The following is a 15,776-nucleotide window of genomic DNA, read 5'->3' as shown; positions in this document are numbered from 1 at the left end:
ACTGCTACTTCGCGTCTGGTGGCGTGCTCGATGGCCGCCAGGACGTACTGGCGTTGTCCGCCGAGAGTGATGGTCTCGATGAAGTCGCAGGCCAGTAGGGCGTCGGCTTGCGAGCGCAGGAAGTCGGCCCACGTGGTGGTTGCCCGTTCGGGTGCCGGGTCGAGGCCTGCCTGTTTGAGGATCTCCCAGACGGTGGACGGCGCGATCTTGATGCCGAGTGTGGTGAGCTCTCCGTGGATCCGCCGATAGCCCCAGCTCGGGTTCTCTGTCCATTAGGGCGCGGTGCCGGCGCAGGACGGTGTCCGGCCGGACGAGAAGCCGCAGGCGGTGCAGAACCTCACGCGGCAGCGAGGTGAGGAGAGCGGCGAGAAGGGCCCGGTCCTCGGGTGTGAATCGCACTCTCGTGTCAGCGCCGAGTTGGCGTTCAAGGACGGCGATCTGGTGACGCCGAACGAGAATTTCCATTCACTCATGGGCAGCAGTCGCAGCGCGGCGAAGGCGTTCGTGACGGTCAGGTAGGCCAGGCGAAGCAGCACGGCGGATCATCCTGCCGTACGCGCTTCCGTCTCCCGGGTGACCGGAGCTCGCGTACGTTGAAGCGAAAGCCCTCGCAGAGCAATGACCTGGGCGGATGTGGTTATCGGCAGGCGCAGTGTTCGCGGTGGCTCAACGTGGCCGGCGCGTGGTCCATCACCTCGACCAGCTGACGGATCCCCACCTCAGGCCTCGCCGTGGATCGGCTCACCGGTCGGGCCGCCGTCGGGGTGTCCAGGGGCGGCATGCCGAGCATGGCCTGGATGGGCGCGGTGGTCATCTTGGGTGCCGAGAGAGCGTCAGGCATGTGAGGCAGGTAGGGGTAAACCGCACATGCCTGACGGTATCCAGGGGTTGTCAGCCATGTAGGTCATGTAAGCCGAGTGTGCCGGTGTCAGCCAGGTCGAGACCGTGCTCAACGTCGTCGGACTCGGGCGGGTCATCCAGAGCGGTTCGCCGGGCTGGGCGGGGTCCTGCTGAACGATCCCCTGATGTTCGGCTACTGCTACACGCAGCTCACCGGCGTCTTCCAGGAGCAGAACGGGGTCTACCGCCTCGACCGTACGAGCAAGCTGGACGTGTCCCGGATCCGCGCGGCCCAGCTCCGCCCCGCCGCCACCGAAGCCGCCACCGAAGCCGCCACGGGGGTGGCCACCGAGGTGGCCACCGGGGGCGGCCACCTCGGAAGCACATGGCTAGCTCGCCAGACCCGAGTTGATCTCGGCGAGCACCTGGGTCGCCTTCGTGTAGCGGACGAGGTTGTCCAGCGCGGGCGGCTGCGCGAGGGTGGCCTGGGCGTGGCGGACGGCCTCGCCCACCGTCCGCACCCCCAGGGCCCGCGCGGTGAGGCCGTCCACGGCAGTGCCGGCGTTGATCCGGCGGCCGGCCAGGTTGAGCGTGGTGGCCAGCAGTTCGGCCCGCAGTGTGCGCGGCTGCGTCAGCGGCAGGGTGAGGACGGCGGTGGACTCTCGCAGGGAGAGCGCGCCGTTCGCGGCCGAGCCGTCGGCGCCGTCGAAGCGGTCGTCGGTGGCCTGGACGCGGGCGAGCGCCTCGGCGGTGCGCAGGTCGGGCCGCAGTGCCCAGAACGTGACCAGCCCCGGGTCGCGGCTGGGAGAGACGGTCGTGATCCGCGTTTCCGCCGTCGCGGTGGCGGGGCTGGTGGGGCACGGGCCGGAGCCGTCGGCGCTCAGCGAGACCGGCACGGTGACCGTCGCCGCGTCCAGGAGCAGCAGGCTCGGCCGCGCGGTGAAGGCGATCGTGCCGGTCCCCGTGCCGGCGGGCAGCGTGCCGATGGCCCAGCGCAGTGTGGTGGTGCCGTCGGTGTTCCTGCTCACGGAGCCGGGGCGGGGCCCGGCGCCCTGGTCGAGCGCGGCGCTGTAGTAGAGGCCGGCGGGCAGCGTGGCGGTGAGCGTGGCGCCGGAGGCCGCGGCCCCGCCGGTGTTGCGGTAGGTCAGGGTGTAGGCGGCGGCCTCGCCGGCGTTGACGGTGGCGGGCGCGGTGGCCGCCACGCCGATCACCGACCGGTGCACCGTGATGGACACCTCGGCGGTGTTGTCGGACAGGGTGCCGGTCTCGGCGTATCCGCGCTCATTGGTCCCCGACACGGCCGCCTTGTTCGTCAGGACCGTCCCGTCCGTGGTCGCACAGGGGATGTCGTAGGTGAACGTCTCCCGCGCGGAGCCGCCCGCCGGAACGTCGGACGTCGTGCGGTGGACGACGTCGCCGCCGGGCATCGTGTCGTCGATCTTCACCGCCGTGGCGGTGGCGGGTCCCTTGTTGCCCACGGCCACGGTGTAGGTGAGCCGGTCGCCGGGGGAGGCGTCCTGCCTGTCCACGGTCTTGGCGGCGGTGAGGTCGATCGGCGGGTTGAGACTCGCGGCGGCCTCGGCGGTGATCTCGGCGCTGCCCAGGCCGAGCACGCCCTTGTGCGCGCCGTCCTCGAACCAGGGGCTCTCGCGGAAGTTGAGGTTCAGGTGGTCCCAGTCGTTCCAGGAGGTGAGGGTCTGCTTGGGGGAGACGGGGCAGGACGTGGTGTCGGGGCCCATGATGATGTGGTTGACGTCCCCGGACTGGCTCGTCGCGCGGGTGCCGTCGCCATTCCAGTCGACCGGCTTGTTGGCCGGCGTGGTCAGCGCGACTCCGGGTTTCCCGGCCACCACCGTCCCGTACACGACCGTCGCGCTACCCGCTCCCGGCAGGGCGTCGCCCACCTCGTCGAGGCCCTGGTCCTCGTTCATGGGGGCGCGCTCCTGGGGCTGGTAGTCCAGGGGGCGGGACGCGGTGGACGCCGTGGGGAACTGGTAGGAGTAGTTCATGACGCTCAGGTAGTTCGGCTTGCAGTTGACGCTGTCCAGGCCGCCGTGCTGCAGCCCGAGCGTGTGGCCGAGCTCGTGCATGAACGTGCCTGCCTCCGCCGCGGTCTGGCCGCCGTTGGCGGTGATCCGCGTGTTGTCCCACGCGCCGAGCGAGATGACGAAGTCGTTGCCGCCCGGCAGGGCGACTCGGGCCAGGTGGGCCAGGTCGACGTGCTGCTGGGTGTCGTCGCCCGCCTCGGCCTGGCCCGATGTGGTGCCGAGGCCGGTCAGCCCGTGCACCGACACGGCGTAGCGGAACGCCAGCCGCTTGGCGCCCAGAATGTTCTCGCAGTTGCGTGAGATCCGGTCGAGCACGTCGCCGAAGTTCCCGTCGCAGGCGATGGCGGAGTCGCCGAACTTGACATCGTCGAAGTCGTCCCAGCTACCGGGGCTCTTGGTGTCGAACGTGATCCGCTCCGCCTCGCCGGCCCGCTCCCCGGTATGGACGTGCAGGGTGATGCCGTGCGCCGCGAATGCGGTCACCACCTGGCTGATGGCGTTCGGGTCGAACTCCCTGGAGCGCTGGCAGTACGACGCCAGGCAGAACATCGCGTCCAGCTCGACGAAGATGTCCTTCTTGTTCGGGTCGGCGCTGTACGGGGGCTGGTTCAGCGCGAGATCGACCGTGCCGTCCTGGTCGTAGTCGATGCCGTTGATCTCCCAGTCGTCCAGCAGCCCGTCCTGGTCGGTGTCACGGCCGGTGTGCACCTTCAGGGTGGTGGAGCAGGTGCCGATCGTCGTGTCGCCCGACAACGTCGAGGTGATGTCGATGCGCAGGCCGCTCGCGTCACCGAGGCCCTCCGCGTACGCCGGCGGCAGGTCGAACTCCCCCTGCACCAGCCCCGTCTCGGCGGATAACAACTGCCGGTAGAACGGCGTGGCGTGCCAGTAGTGGAACCCGGCCTCCACCGTGGCGGTGAACCAGCCGCTCTCCTGACTGTCGTTGAGGAAGGTGATACGGGCACGGGGCCGCTCGCCCTCCGCGAGCGACAGGGGCGAGGTCCCGAGGAACTCGCACTCACCGTGCACCGCGCCGTCGGCGTGCCCCGCGGGGGCGCCGAGCAGGGCGGCGACGACGAATAGGACGAGCGGCACGATCACGCGGCGGATAAGCATGGGCCGAGTGTCTGCGCCCGCGCTCGTGCCGTCATGAGTAACCCGTACTCATCCTGTTCCGGTGGCGGCCACAACCTGGCCGCCCCCCTGCGGCGGTGGTTCCACAGCCGGGCAACAATGAAGGAGCCGAATATGTCCGTCCAGTCCGTCGTCGTTCACCCCGGTGGCGACCAAGACGTGCACGTTGATGATGCGGCCGCCCTCGCGCGCCTTCTGGGTCAGGGCGTCCAGCCAGACGAAGGCGTACGGGCCGGCGTCCAGCGTCCGGGTCCGGAACGCTTCGACCTGCTCATCCAGCGTCTTGGCCATCGCCGAGACCTGGCTTTGGAGATGTGCTTGATGCCGAGTTGCTCGATCAGCTTGTCCACGCGCCGTGTTACGCGCCGTGTCGAGACGCCGAGCAGGTAGCTGGTGGCCACGACGCTGATCAGTGCCTGCTCGGCTCGGCGGCGGCGTTCCAGCAGCCAGTGGGGGGGAGTAGGAGCCCGACCGCAGCTTCGGGATGGCCAGCTCGATCGAGCCTGCGCGGGTGTCCCACTCGCGGGTGCGGTAGCCGTTGCGCCGGTTGGTCCGTTCGTCGCTGCGCTCGCCGTAGCCTGCCTCGCGCAGGCTGTCGGCCTCGGCCGACATCAATGCCTCGGCCATGGTCTTGACCATGGATCGCAACACGCTGGGGTCATCGGTCTGCGGCCATCGCCTTGGTCTCCTTCGTTGTTCGCACTCGAAGGATCACGCGATGGCCGTCTCCATTTCACGGCCGCCACGCTTGTGACCAGGTCAAACTCGTACACCACTCCCGTGGACGCAACCAGATCTTGGCGCTGAACGTCGAGGACCTCGACCTGGAGCATCGACGCGCGCCTGTGCGGTCCAAGGGCGGCGCCGTCGAGTGGGTGTATTGGGATCGCGGCACCGCCCACCTGCTGCCCCGCCTGCTCCGGCTCCCGGACGACAGCGCCCGTACGCACGGCCCGCTGTTCCTGTCCGAGCGGCGTCCGGTTCCGGCCCGTCGGCCCGGACCCGGCGACATCTGCCCGCACACCGGCCGCGCCCGCCTCGGCTACGACCGCGCCCGTGTCCTGCTGGAGAAGTACGCCGGGCTCGATCTGCACCAGTTGCGCCACAGAGCGGCCACCCACCTCGGCGAAGCCGAGATCCCGCTGCAGCTCATCATGGGCCTGACCCGGCACCAGAACCCCCGCACCGCCATGCGCCATGTCAAACCCGGCGCTGAGGCGATCGCCAAGGTCACCGAGGTGCTGGCGCCCCGCCGTCGTACCCACTGATCAACCCAGTGGCGGCTGGCCGGAGCGGTAGGAGGTCCCCGGCCATCACGTCACGGATCCCTAACAGGTGAAGGAGCCCCAGGTCGCCACCGCTCATTCCGGCACTCAGCCTCCTCGAAGGCCGACTGGGCTGGGAGACCAAGGCAACCTTCGCGGCGTGCTGTGCGTGTATGGGGTCATGATTTCGAAGGGCGTTCAGTGACGCCGCATACGGACGGGTTCACGGAGTTCGTGGCCGCCCGCAGTACAAGCCTGATGCGCACGGCGTACCTGACCTGTGGTTCGTTGGAGGAAGCCGAAGATTTGCTGCAGACCGCGCTGGAGCGGGCGTGCCTGCGCTGGGACAGGCTGTGCCGTGGCGGCGACCCCGAGCCCTACATCCGGCGGATCATCGTCAATCTGGCGATCAGCCGGGCGCGGCGGCTGGCCCTCGTGCGATTGATTCCGATGCACACCCCTCCCGAACTGCCCACCGCGCGGGAGGACATCGAGTTACGGCACATCGTCGTAGACGGGTTGCGGGCGTTGCCGCCCCGGCAGCGGGCTGTGGTGGTGCTCAGGTTCTGGGATGACATGACTGAGGCCCAGACCGCGAAGATGCTCGGCTGCTCCGTCGGCACGGTCAAGAGCCAGACGTCCAAGGCACTGAAACGCCTGCGGGCGCTGCTGGGTGAGGAGGTGGCGAACAGTGCGCGGTATTGAGGAACGACTACGCCAGGGAATGACCGACGCGACCCGGCCAGTGCGGGGGGCGCCGGAGCTGGCCGTACGGGTGACGGCCCGGGTGGCGCTGCGCAGAAGGCGGCGCAGACTGGCGGCGAGCATCGCTGCGGCCGCCGCCGTGCTGGTGGCGATCGGCGTCGTGTCGCCGTACATCGTCACCCGGCCTGACCCGGTCGCCACCTCCCCGGAACTGGAGGGTGTGCGGATCGGCTACATCCCGGAGGGGCTGGGTGCCCCGCAACGCCTGCGGGCGCAGGAGAAAGACGTCGAAGGAGAGATCCGGCTGCGCGGTGAGGCGCTGAGATGGCAGGCCGGCGGCGACTTCGCCCAGGTTTCGGCCTACCGCACAGACGGTGTCGTGCGCGACGCGATGGACATTCTCGCCCTGAACATGGTCGACTCACCGGTCGAACCGCGATCCGTCGACGGCCCAGTGCTGTCAGGCGACGGCACCAGCGCCATGTGGGTCGCCGACCACCGCCTTGTACTGAAAGTCGCGGTCTCGGCGGCCCTGAAGGGCGAGCGCGACCGGATCATCGACGGGCTGCGGGTGACGGGCTGGAATCCCGCCTTCGCCGGACTACGCGTCACATACATGCCAGCCGGCATGTGGGCCGTGGGGAGGGCGGGCACGGATCTTGAGGCGCTTGCCCGGCTCTGGCAGGGCGAGTCCGGTCGGCGCGTCTCCGTCGAGGTCGTATACGGCCGGGCCGCGGCGACGCTTGCGAAATTGCGTGCCGCCGAACCGCCGAAGGAGTCGCTGACTGATATACGTCCGGCCTCGGTGCATGGCCAGCCGGCCTACGCGGGAGCCACCGGGCAGGCAGGCCGGGTGTTGCTGTGGCTGGTCAAGCCGGGAATCGGCGTGCGGGTCAGGGGGGACCACCTGCCGGAGGGGGACCTGGTACGGATCGCCGAGGGCATCCAGTCGCCTCCCGAAGGCCAGGGCGAGTCCGTCGACGGCATCGCGATCTCCTTCAATGATCCGAATTTGCGGTCGGGTCCTGTGGAGACCGTCATGGCACCACGCTGGCGTTCCACCACCCGGCGGTGGATTGGCCCGGACGGCGAAGACACCGTCACTGTCTCCATCCAGCGTGGGGCGGCGGTTCCGAGCGCCACCTGGTGGAGCAGCGTGTCCAGAGGTGAGCCGGAGTCGGCGACCATCGCCGGGGTGCAGGGGGAACTGCTCGACACGGGGGCCTCCACGCCCACCCGGAAGTTCGCCTGGACTCCAGAGTTCGGTCTGGCCATCGTGGTCACCGCCCCCGCGCGTGATCTGCGGCGAATCGTGAAAGGCATCGCGGCGCCATGACGCTGAAACCCCTGCCAGCTTCAAAGACGCACACCATGCCATCGCTGCGAAATGTGGGCGGGACCGCAGCCCCCTCGCAATTCTGCGGACCGGCTCGTGTCCACCCGATCCGGCCCGGGCCGATCGGATGGACTGCGGTGAGCCATACCCGTACCCGCCGTCTCCCCGGGAACCCGCAGGTGGAGTTCCGCTCACCCATGACAGGCTGGTGGCCCTGTATGGCACGGTTGAGCTCGATGGCCAACCGCACACCAGCGAGCTCACCCTCGACCATGTCCTGGACGTACCGGCACTAGCCTGTCCTCAAAACCAGCGAAGTGCCGACGCCCATCGGCGAGTCGGCACTTCGGCCGGACGGCTCCCGCACACGCCGGAGCTGCCCGGCCACCCTCATCAGCCTCCCGGACTTCGAAGGCGCCGGCGAACATTGCAGCTACGGAGGCCGCGCCACGTCCACCAGCACATGTTCACCGGCCTCGTACGCCGACTTACCGATCAACAGTGCCTCACGACGTAAGCCGAAACCGTGGCCGCCGGGCCTGGACTCACCGCGTTCCCCGCACCGCCGCGCCCAGCGGCCAGCCGCCGATCCAGTGGTGTGATGGCGGCTGGTCAGGGCGAGGCCAGCGCCTTTGTCGGGGCCAGGTGGCTGGCACGGATGGCGGGGTAGAGCCCAGCCAGGCCGCCGATCATCAGGGTTGCGGCCAGACCGCCTACCAGTGCCCAGATGGGGATCACCATCGGCAGGGCCTGGATGGCCGCGTACACACCGGTCACCGCAATACCCAGGAACAGGCCGCCGATACCGCCGAGACCGGACAGCAGCAGCGCCTCGGCCAGGAACTGGACGCGGATCTGCCCCTGCGTGGCCCCCAGTGACCGGCGCAGCCCGATCTCGGCTTTGCGTTCCAGGACCGCGATGACCATGGTGTTGGCCACGCCCACACCCCCGACGACCAGGGCGACCGCGCCGAGGCCGAGCAGCAGGCCGGTCAGGGCCCGGTCCGTCGCCTGTCGGGCGGCGAGCGCGTCGGATGGCCTGGACACGTTCACCTCGCCGGGCACCTGAGGTTTGGCGGTGGCGGCCAGCACAGCGCGCACCGCTTCCACGGCCGGGTCCTCGGTGCGGGTGTAGATCGTGGTCGGATGCCCATCGAACGACAGGTACCGTGCGGCAGCGGGCCAGCCGATCATCGCGGAGGAGTCCAACTCCGGCGCGAGCGGTGCCGGGTCCAGCATCCCGATGACGGTGAACCAGTGTCCACTCAGGTACACCTGCCGTCCCAGCTCTGTGACGCCCAGCCGTTCAGCCGCCGTCGAGCCCAGCACGACGGCTGGGTACCGGGCCGTCGCGCCGTTGAGCCAGGTGCCTCGCGCCACAGCCGCCCCGACGAGATCGGGGACGGTCAGCTCTGTGGCGACGACGGCGATGCCGCCGCTCTCGGCCGCAGGGATCCGGTCGTTGCGGTAAACGTGCGCGTCGGGCAGCAGCGCGGTAGCGGCGGCACCCGTCACCGGGCGGATCCTGCGGATCATGGCCGCCGCCCCCTGCGGCAGCTGCGCCTGCTTGCCGAACACGGTCTGGCCCGGCGCGACCGTGAGCAGGTTGGTGCCGAGCCTGGCCAGGGTCCGGTCCAGCTCGGCTCGGCTGGAAGCGGAGATCCCGACGACCGACACCATCGCGGCGATCCCAATGGCGACGCCGAGGGCCGACAGGAGGGCGCGCATCGGCCGGGTGCGCAGCCCGGCCCCGCCCACCCTGATCACGTCCCTGGCCGACAGCGCCGTCATGGCAGCACCCGCCCGTCCCGCATGCGCACCTGCCTGGGCAGGGCGTGCGCGATCTCCAAGTCGTGTGTGATCACCACGATCGTGGTCCCTGACGCGTTCAGCTCTCGTAGCAGCGCGAGCACGCCCGCGCCCGCCGCCGAGTCGAGGTTGCCCGTCGGCTCGTCGGCCAGCAGCAAGACAGGCCTGCGCACAGCCGCCCGTGCGATGGCCACGCGCTGCCGCTCACCGCCGGACAGCTCGTGCGGCCGGTGCCGAACGCGACGGCCGAGCCCCACCTGGTCGAGCGCCTCCAGCGCCAGGGCGCGCCGCCGCCCGAGCGGCACCCCTGCATACAGCAGTCCGTCGGCCACGTTGTCCAGCGCCGACGCGCCTGTGGTCAGGTGGAACTGCTGGAACACGAACCCGATCCTGGTGGCCCGCAACTCCGACAGGGCGCGGTCCGGCAGCGTGTCCACGTCCTGGCCGTCGAGGCGCACCCGGCCGCTGGTGGGCCGGTCCAAGGTGCCGAGGATGTGCAACATGGTGGACTTTCCCGACCCCGACGGCCCGACGATGGCCAACAGCTCGCCCTTCTCGACCTCCAGCGAGACGTCATCCAGCGCGATGACACCACCGGGGTAGGCCTTGGTGACGCCCTCGAGCCGCGCGATCATGTCGGCATCCCCACCTTCAGTCCGGCGGTGAGCCCCTGGCCCGACACCTCGACACGCCCACCGGCGAAGAGCCCCGTCCGGACCGGAACGACCCGGCCGTCCGCGAGTTCGACGCCGTACCCGCCCTCGGACAGCGCCAGGAGCGCCGCGACCGGCACCGTGAGAACGTCCTTGCGCACCTCGGAGACGAGCGTCACATCGACCGCCGCCCGGTCGTAGCCGACGGCCCCGATCGCCACGGTCAGCTCCACCTTCGTGGTCGTGCCTCGCTGATCGGAATTGACCACGAACTGTGCCGTGGTGACCTTCCCCTGAACCTGCTCGCCGGCCGGTGTCCTGACCGTCGCCGCAGCGCCGATCTTGGCCAGCCGGTACTCCGTCTCGTCCAGCCGCACGGTGACCAAGTGCGCGGTCCCGGTAACGGTGAGGAGAGGAGAGCCCGGACGGACCAGCGTCCCAGGCACTGCCGTCTGGTCGTTGACGCGGACGGCGTCCGGCTGGAAGACGACCCGGCCGAGCTCGACCACGCCGGTCTGTTTGACGCCGAGGTCCTTCTGCCACTTGCGTACGGCCCGCGCGCTCTCCCCGCTGAATACGTCATCGATGGTGAAACCGTGATAGCCGAGTTCGCGCAGGTTCTCTTCCAGCTGCCGGACATCGGCTCCTCGCACGCCGGACCGCAGCGTCCGGTAGGCGGGCATCTTGCCGTACAAGAGCACGGTGGGGACCTGGTCGACCTTGAACAGCACGCCACCGCGCCGGACCGTCGAGCCGATGGCGGGGAGCGCGGTGACCGTGCCGGGAGCGGCCGCGGCCAGCGGACGCTCCCGGCCGTAGCCCACGATCCCCGTGGCCGTCGTGGTGTCGGCCAGGTCCTGCTCGGTGACCTCGGCGAGAGCGGCGGGCACGGCGTCGCGGGCGACCGGTTCGTCTCCGCGCCCGCCGAACACGATGACCGCGGTGGTGGCGCAGACCGCCGCGAGGATCAGCGACCCGGCCGCGAGCCGGCCGGTCATGCCGCGCGGCACTTTTCCATGGCGGCCTTGAACTTCGGGTCGTCAGGGCCGGCTCCGAGGGCGCCGACGTCCAGCTTGAGCCTTCCGCTGGAGTCGGGGTCGGGGAACGTGGGGTACCCGTTCTCGCGCATGCACCTGGCCTGCTTGCGCGCGCTGTCGAGATCTTGCGGACTCGGCTTGCCTCCCTGACCGCCGGGCAGGAGGCGACCGCACTTGGCCATCGCGGCGTCCATCTTCTTCTTCTCGGCGATGTCGCTGCTGACCTCGAAGCGGCCGTCGGTCGGGTCCTTGATGTCGACGCCCTCACCTCGCATGCACCGCGCGAAGGCCAGCTCGCCGTCGCCGGCGGCCGAAGGGCTCGCGGCCGCGCTCGCCGTAGCGCCGCTCGCGGTGGCGACCCTGGTCTCAGGTTGGGCGCCGCAGGCGGCAAGGACGAGGCCCATGGCGAGGAGCCTGATCAGCGTCTTCGTCTTCATGGCCCGGAGTTCATCGCAGAGCCGATTACCGTGGCGTTAGCGCGAACGTTAACGGTGGCGATACACCCAACCGGATAGAACTTCTGAGCGTGCGTGTTCTGATCGTCGAGGACGAACCGGTGCTGGCCGACGGCATCGCCGAGTGGCTGCGTCGCGACGCGCTGGCCGTTGACGTGGTCAACGACGGCGGCTCGGCGCTCGAGCGGCTCGGCGTGAACGACTACGACGTGGTCATCCTTGACCGTGATCTGCCCGCCGTCCATGGCGACGACGTGTGCCGATCGATCGTGGAATCGGCCACACGAACCCGCGTTCTCATGCTGACCGCTGCTGCGGCCGTACGGGATCGGGTGGCGGGCCTCCAACTCGGCGCCGACGACTACCTGCCCAAGCCGTTTGCGCTGGCCGAGTTGTCGGCCAGAGTGCAGGCGCTGCTGCGGCGCACCGGGCCCGCCACGCCTCCGGTCCTCAGCCGCCGTGGCATCCGGATGGATCTGGCCAGGCGGGAGGTGTACCGCGATGGGCGTTACGTCGCGCTGTCGCGCAAGGAGTTCGCCGTTCTCGCCGAGTTGCTGCGCGCCGACGGGGCGGTGGTGTCGGCCGAGGACCTGCTGGAGCGGGCCTGGGATGAACACATCGACCCGTTCACCGGCGTCGTGCGGGTGACCATTCTGAAGCTGCGCCGCAAGCTGGAGGTCTCCGTGATCGACACCGTTCCCGGAGCCGGGTACCGGATCGCATGAAGAAGCTCACGATCAGGGCCAGGCTGACCCTGGTGTACGCGGCGTTCTTCCTGGTGGGCGGAGTGGTGCTGCTCGGCGTGACGACCCTGCTGGTGTCCCAGCAGGTGCCGTCGGCCGTCAGTGGCAAGCACATTCTGTCGTCCACGCCGTCTGGACCGCCGATGGACGAGGGACGGCAGATGCTGAGCGAACGGATCCGTACGGCGACCACCACCTCGCTGATATCGCAGGGCGCGATCGGGTTGCTGCTGGTCGGCGCAGCCTCGGTGGGGTTCGGCTGGCTGGTGGCGGGCCGCGCGCTGCAGCCCCTGCACCGCGTCACCGAGACCGCGCGGCGGCTGGCCGTGGGCGCGGGGCGGGGACTGCACGAACGGATCGTCATGAACGGCCCGCAAGACGAGGTACGCGATCTGGCCGACGCCTTCAACCTGATGGTGGAGCAACTGGACGCGGCCTTCGACGGACAGCGCAGGCTGGTGGCCAACGCCTCTCACGAGTTGCGCACCCCGCTGGCAATGAACAGGACGCTGGTGGAGCTCGCGGTCAGCAGGCCGGGCGCCTCGCCGGACTGCATCCAGCTCGGCACGTCGTTGCAGACCGTCAACGAACGGCACGAACGGCTGATCGACGGCCTGCTCACGCTGGCCGACTCCGAGCACGGCATCACCGAGCGCACCCCCGTCGACCTGGCCGACATCGCCGGCCACGTGTGCGACCAGCGCGGCGTGCCCTGCGACGACGCGGCCGCTGCGGTCACCAGAGGCGATCCGATCCTGCTCGAACGGCTGGTACAGAACCTGGTCGAGAACGCCGTCGAGCACAACGTGCCCTCCGGGCTCGTCTCCGTGACCACGAAGACCATCGGCGAGGACGCGGTGCTGACCGTGGCCAACTCGGGGCCTGTTGTGCCGCACTACGAGATCGAGTCGCTGTTCCAGCCGTTCCGGCGGCTCAACCGCGAGCGTACCGGCGGTGGGAGAGGGTTCGGCCTCGGCCTGTCCATCGTGCGCTCCATCGCCCGCGGTCACGGCGGCTCGGTAACGGCCGTCCCTCGACACGGCGGCGGCCTGGTGGTGACCGTACGGTTGCCCGGCCCAGGCACCGCCTCGCCGCGACAGGCCGTGTGACGCACACGGCCGGCCATCCGCCGGCCGAGCTATCCTGGGCCGCCGGCTCAGCCTGTGTCGGTCGTCTTGCGCTTCCAGCGCTTCGTGCCGTGCTCGGTGTCGTCGGGCGGCGGGCGATGCCGGCGTCGATGGTGCCGCGCTCCAGGCCGATGTACGCGACGATCTACGTGCAGAGGTCTTGAGCAGAATGCGTGGGCAGTTCAGCGGCGAGCAGGTCGAGGCGGAGCCCGGCGGCGATGAGGACAAGTTGGACACCGCATGGTGAACAGGCCGGAGGACCGGGCCCTTGAGCTCGCACCACGTCCGTGGACGTGGTGCATGAATCACGTAGATGGCAGTATCTCCCTCTCAACGGCCATCCACGGGACGTTCGAGTCCCGATTCGCCACCTCCCCGGCGCGGACCTCTTCGCACACCTACGAGCAAGACTCCGGCCAACGCGGCGGCCACTCCGATGGCCAGCCAGCCGGGTGACCCGCCGGTGATGGGCCGGCAGTCGGCGACGCACAAGATGGGATCGATTCGTACCAGGTCGGCACCCTGGAGGATCCACAGCAGACCCAACAGGATGAGGAGTGTCCCCCCGGCGATCCTGGCGCCCCTGCGCCACCTCACTGGACGCGCGGGGGAGGGGTGAGGCATCTCGTCTCCTTCGGCTATGCTGAAACTATTCAGGAAGCTTTATAAGGTGAGGTTATAAGGTGGCCGAACAATCTACAACCGATGAGCCGCTCCTGTTGCAGCTCATCGGGCAGACGTTCAACCTGATCCTCGACGGGTTGCTCCGCCACCTGGTCGAGAACGGGTGCAAGGATCTACGCCCCACTCACTACCTGAACGTGTTCCGGCTGATGGACTGCGGCGGCACCCGGCCCACCACACTGGCCCGCAGAGCCGGGATGACCCCGCAAGCGATGAGCGAACTCGTGGGTCACCTGGAACAACACGGCTACGTGCGACGCGTTCCCGACCCGGCCGATGGCCGAGGCAGGGTTGTCGTCTTCGCCGACCGGGGCACCCGGGCCGCCGAGATCAGCGCCGCCTACTTCGCCGGACTGGAGGCCCGCTGGGCCGGCGTCGTCGGGGCCGACGGTATCCAGGGCGTCAAGTCCACCCTCACGCAGATCCTCGCCGACCTGTCGGCCGACAACACCGCAGTAAAGGGCAGTGTCTGAGCAATTACGCCGGGACGATCCGCGTACCCTCTTCGCCTGAGATGAGCGAAGCGGAGCCCGAACATCACTTCTGCACGGACATCGGGACGCGGCCGGTCGGTCATTCAGATCGTCCGCGCGGACGGCGCTCCCAAACGGCGCACCCATCCCTGGCAGGCAAGCAGTGACCGGTAAGCCTGGCACACGGGAGCCGGAACACCGCCCGACAGGCGTTCCTGCACACCTTCGTCGCCAGTAACACCGACGGACGCACCAGAGTCGTGGGGCGCTGGGTGGCCCCACGATCCTGAGACCGTTCCCGCCAGGACCTCCTGCGCCGCCCGCCCCGGGCGCGGGAGTCCCTGGCTGTGTGGCTGGAGGTAGGCCTCGAACAACTCACGCGACCGGGCAGGAGGTGAGCGCACGACGTGCTACGTGACGCTCGTCCACCTACCCATCGACCGGACCGCCGATCGCGTGCGTGACGCCCTGGTGGAGACCATGGCCACGCTGCCCGCCCATCTCAGGCGCTCGCTGACGTGGGACCAGGGCGGCGAGACGGGCCGTCGCCGCCGAGTTGCACACCGGACCACGAAAGAAGCTCGACCGGGACACGCGCCGAGCTCTTTCTCTCTGCAACCTGTGCCTGACCCGGTGGGACGCAATGCCCGCAGCGGGGCTGTGACTTTGTGGCTGGACGGCGTGATTCACCCGGCGGAATTCGGCGTGCTGTCAGCGGGCCCGATCGGTGGATGGGGCGGCCCGAACGTCCGAAAACCTCTCGTCAAAGGCGGCGTCCGCGTCCAGCAGCCGCTGCTCGAGTTCTACCAGGGTCACTTCGATGCCACTCATCCAGCCAACTCCTTGTTGTGGGGTGTGCGGCCCACGCTGTCAGATGTGCCTGACGTCGTCTGGCAGGTACAGCCGGCGATCCTGCAATGCTGACTCTCATGTCCACCGCTGTCCACGCCGGCGTGCGCGCGGCGAAGCCGACGACCACCCCCAGGCCCAGGAACGCGGCGGAGACCGGCACCGGGACGGTCGTTGTGCTGCCTGATCTCATGAACGCACGGTAGAGAGAGGCGCGACAGCGCCCGCTCAGCACTCGGTTAGCGCGGCGCTTACCTTCCCGCAGGCGCAGGCCGGAGCAGGTACGGGGTTCCGGCCAGTATTAACCCCACGTTGTGGTCCGCCGAACCTGCCGCTGTCCCATGTCTCCCCAGACTGGGGGCGTCAGTACGACGTCAATGCATCGGAGATATTTCAATGCGTAAGTCCATGCTCATCCCCGGTCTTGCCACCGTGGTCGTCCTCGTGGCGGGCGGCGGAGCTGCCGCGTACGCCTCCTCCCTCGACCAGAGCCCCGCCCCCACCTCCTCCCAGTCCTCCGCCACCCCCTCCGAGCAGGCCCCCGAGAACGAGGCCGCCACGCCCGCGGAGAGCGCGGACCCCAACGAGGGCACGCAGGAAGACGCGCAGGGCCAGCAG

13 protein-coding genes and 2 pseudogenes are annotated in these 15,776 nt (G+C 69.4%); 9 read left to right on the top strand and 6 right to left on the bottom strand.

Going from position 1 to position 15,776, the window contains the following annotated elements:
- Positions 1–282 precede the first annotated feature (282 nt).
- Positions 283–519 (top strand): hypothetical protein, encoded by a 237-nt coding sequence (locus tag ABZ815_RS38065; RefSeq protein WP_357706058.1) that lies wholly within the window; start codon positions 283–285, stop codon positions 517–519.
- Between the two features lie 710 nt (positions 520–1,229).
- On the opposite strand, the gene ABZ815_RS38060 is transcribed toward ABZ815_RS38065, so the two are convergent.
- Together ABZ815_RS38060 and ABZ815_RS38055 are read right to left on the bottom strand one after the other, a co-directional pair.
- The gene (locus tag ABZ815_RS38060) at positions 1,230–4,004 is read right to left on the bottom strand and encodes a hypothetical protein (RefSeq protein WP_357706057.1); all 2,775 of its coding nucleotides are present in this window, start codon (positions 4,002–4,004) and stop codon (positions 1,230–1,232) included.
- A 153-nt stretch (positions 4,005–4,157) separates the two neighbouring features.
- A pseudogene (locus tag ABZ815_RS38055) lies at positions 4,158–4,679 on the bottom strand (transposase); the annotation flags it as partial.
- Between the two features lie 140 nt (positions 4,680–4,819).
- Here ABZ815_RS38055 and ABZ815_RS38050 point away from each other — a divergent pair.
- From ABZ815_RS38050 to ABZ815_RS38040, 3 genes are all read left to right on the top strand, one after another.
- Positions 4,820–5,290, top strand: a complete 471-nt coding sequence (locus tag ABZ815_RS38050) for a tyrosine-type recombinase/integrase (protein WP_357706056.1) — start codon at positions 4,820–4,822, stop codon at positions 5,288–5,290.
- Between the two features lie 198 nt (positions 5,291–5,488).
- Positions 5,489–5,992, top strand: coding sequence for a SigE family RNA polymerase sigma factor (locus tag ABZ815_RS38045; protein WP_357706055.1), 504 nt, complete (start codon positions 5,489–5,491; stop codon positions 5,990–5,992).
- Positions 5,979–7,328 carry a hypothetical protein gene (locus ABZ815_RS38040; protein WP_357706054.1) on the top strand — a complete coding sequence of 450 codons (1,350 nt, stop codon included), beginning with the start codon at positions 5,979–5,981 and terminating at the stop codon, positions 7,326–7,328. Before ABZ815_RS38045 ends, ABZ815_RS38040 begins: the two co-directional genes overlap by 14 nt.
- A gap of 612 nt (positions 7,329–7,940) precedes the next feature.
- Here the strand turns inward: ABZ815_RS38040 and ABZ815_RS38035 are convergent.
- From ABZ815_RS38035 to ABZ815_RS38020, 4 genes are read right to left on the bottom strand one after another with little or no spacing between them, the layout of a single operon-like run.
- Positions 7,941–9,119 carry an ABC transporter permease gene (locus ABZ815_RS38035; RefSeq protein WP_357706053.1) on the bottom strand — a complete coding sequence of 393 codons (1,179 nt, stop codon included), beginning with the start codon at positions 9,117–9,119 and terminating at the stop codon, positions 7,941–7,943.
- On the bottom strand, positions 9,116–9,772 hold the full coding sequence (locus ABZ815_RS38030; protein WP_357706052.1) for an ABC transporter ATP-binding protein: 657 nt from the start codon (positions 9,770–9,772) through the stop codon (positions 9,116–9,118). The genes ABZ815_RS38035 and ABZ815_RS38030 overlap by 4 nt, the downstream gene beginning before the upstream one ends.
- On the bottom strand, positions 9,769–10,788 hold the full coding sequence (locus tag ABZ815_RS38025; protein WP_357706051.1) for a peptidoglycan-binding domain-containing protein: 1,020 nt from the start codon (positions 10,786–10,788) through the stop codon (positions 9,769–9,771). The genes ABZ815_RS38030 and ABZ815_RS38025 overlap by 4 nt, the downstream gene beginning before the upstream one ends.
- A complete protein-coding gene (locus ABZ815_RS38020; RefSeq protein WP_357706050.1) occupies positions 10,785–11,264 on the bottom strand; it encodes a hypothetical protein in 480 nt (159 codons plus the stop codon). The genes ABZ815_RS38025 and ABZ815_RS38020 overlap by 4 nt, the downstream gene beginning before the upstream one ends.
- An 89-nt stretch (positions 11,265–11,353) precedes the next feature.
- On the opposite strand from ABZ815_RS38020, the gene ABZ815_RS38015 reads away from it, so the two are divergent.
- The 5 genes and pseudogenes from ABZ815_RS38015 to ABZ815_RS37995 all read left to right on the top strand — a co-directional run.
- Positions 11,354–12,007 carry a response regulator transcription factor gene (locus ABZ815_RS38015; protein ID WP_357706049.1) on the top strand — a complete coding sequence of 218 codons (654 nt, stop codon included), beginning with the start codon at positions 11,354–11,356 and terminating at the stop codon, positions 12,005–12,007.
- The gene (locus tag ABZ815_RS38010) at positions 12,004–13,134 is read left to right on the top strand and encodes a HAMP domain-containing sensor histidine kinase (RefSeq protein ID WP_357706048.1); all 1,131 of its coding nucleotides are present in this window, start codon (positions 12,004–12,006) and stop codon (positions 13,132–13,134) included. The genes ABZ815_RS38015 and ABZ815_RS38010 overlap by 4 nt, the downstream gene beginning before the upstream one ends.
- Positions 13,135–13,835: 701 nt before the next feature.
- Positions 13,836–14,309 carry a MarR family transcriptional regulator gene (locus ABZ815_RS38005; protein ID WP_357706047.1) on the top strand — a complete coding sequence of 158 codons (474 nt, stop codon included), beginning with the start codon at positions 13,836–13,838 and terminating at the stop codon, positions 14,307–14,309.
- A 396-nt stretch (positions 14,310–14,705) separates the two neighbouring features.
- Positions 14,706–14,846 (top strand): annotated as a pseudogene (locus tag ABZ815_RS38000) (IS30 family transposase); the annotation flags it as partial.
- A 708-nt stretch (positions 14,847–15,554) separates the two neighbouring features.
- Positions 15,555–15,776: hypothetical protein (locus tag ABZ815_RS37995; protein WP_357706046.1), on the top strand; the 222-nt coding region annotated here is incomplete at its 3' end.

The sequence above is a fragment of the Nonomuraea sp. NPDC047529 genome (assembly GCF_040642995.1).
Classification (GTDB): domain Bacteria; phylum Actinomycetota; class Actinomycetes; order Streptosporangiales; family Streptosporangiaceae; genus Nonomuraea.
The sequence above is the reverse complement of the archived record's forward strand: the minus strand, read 5'-3'. Positions and strand labels throughout refer to the sequence as shown.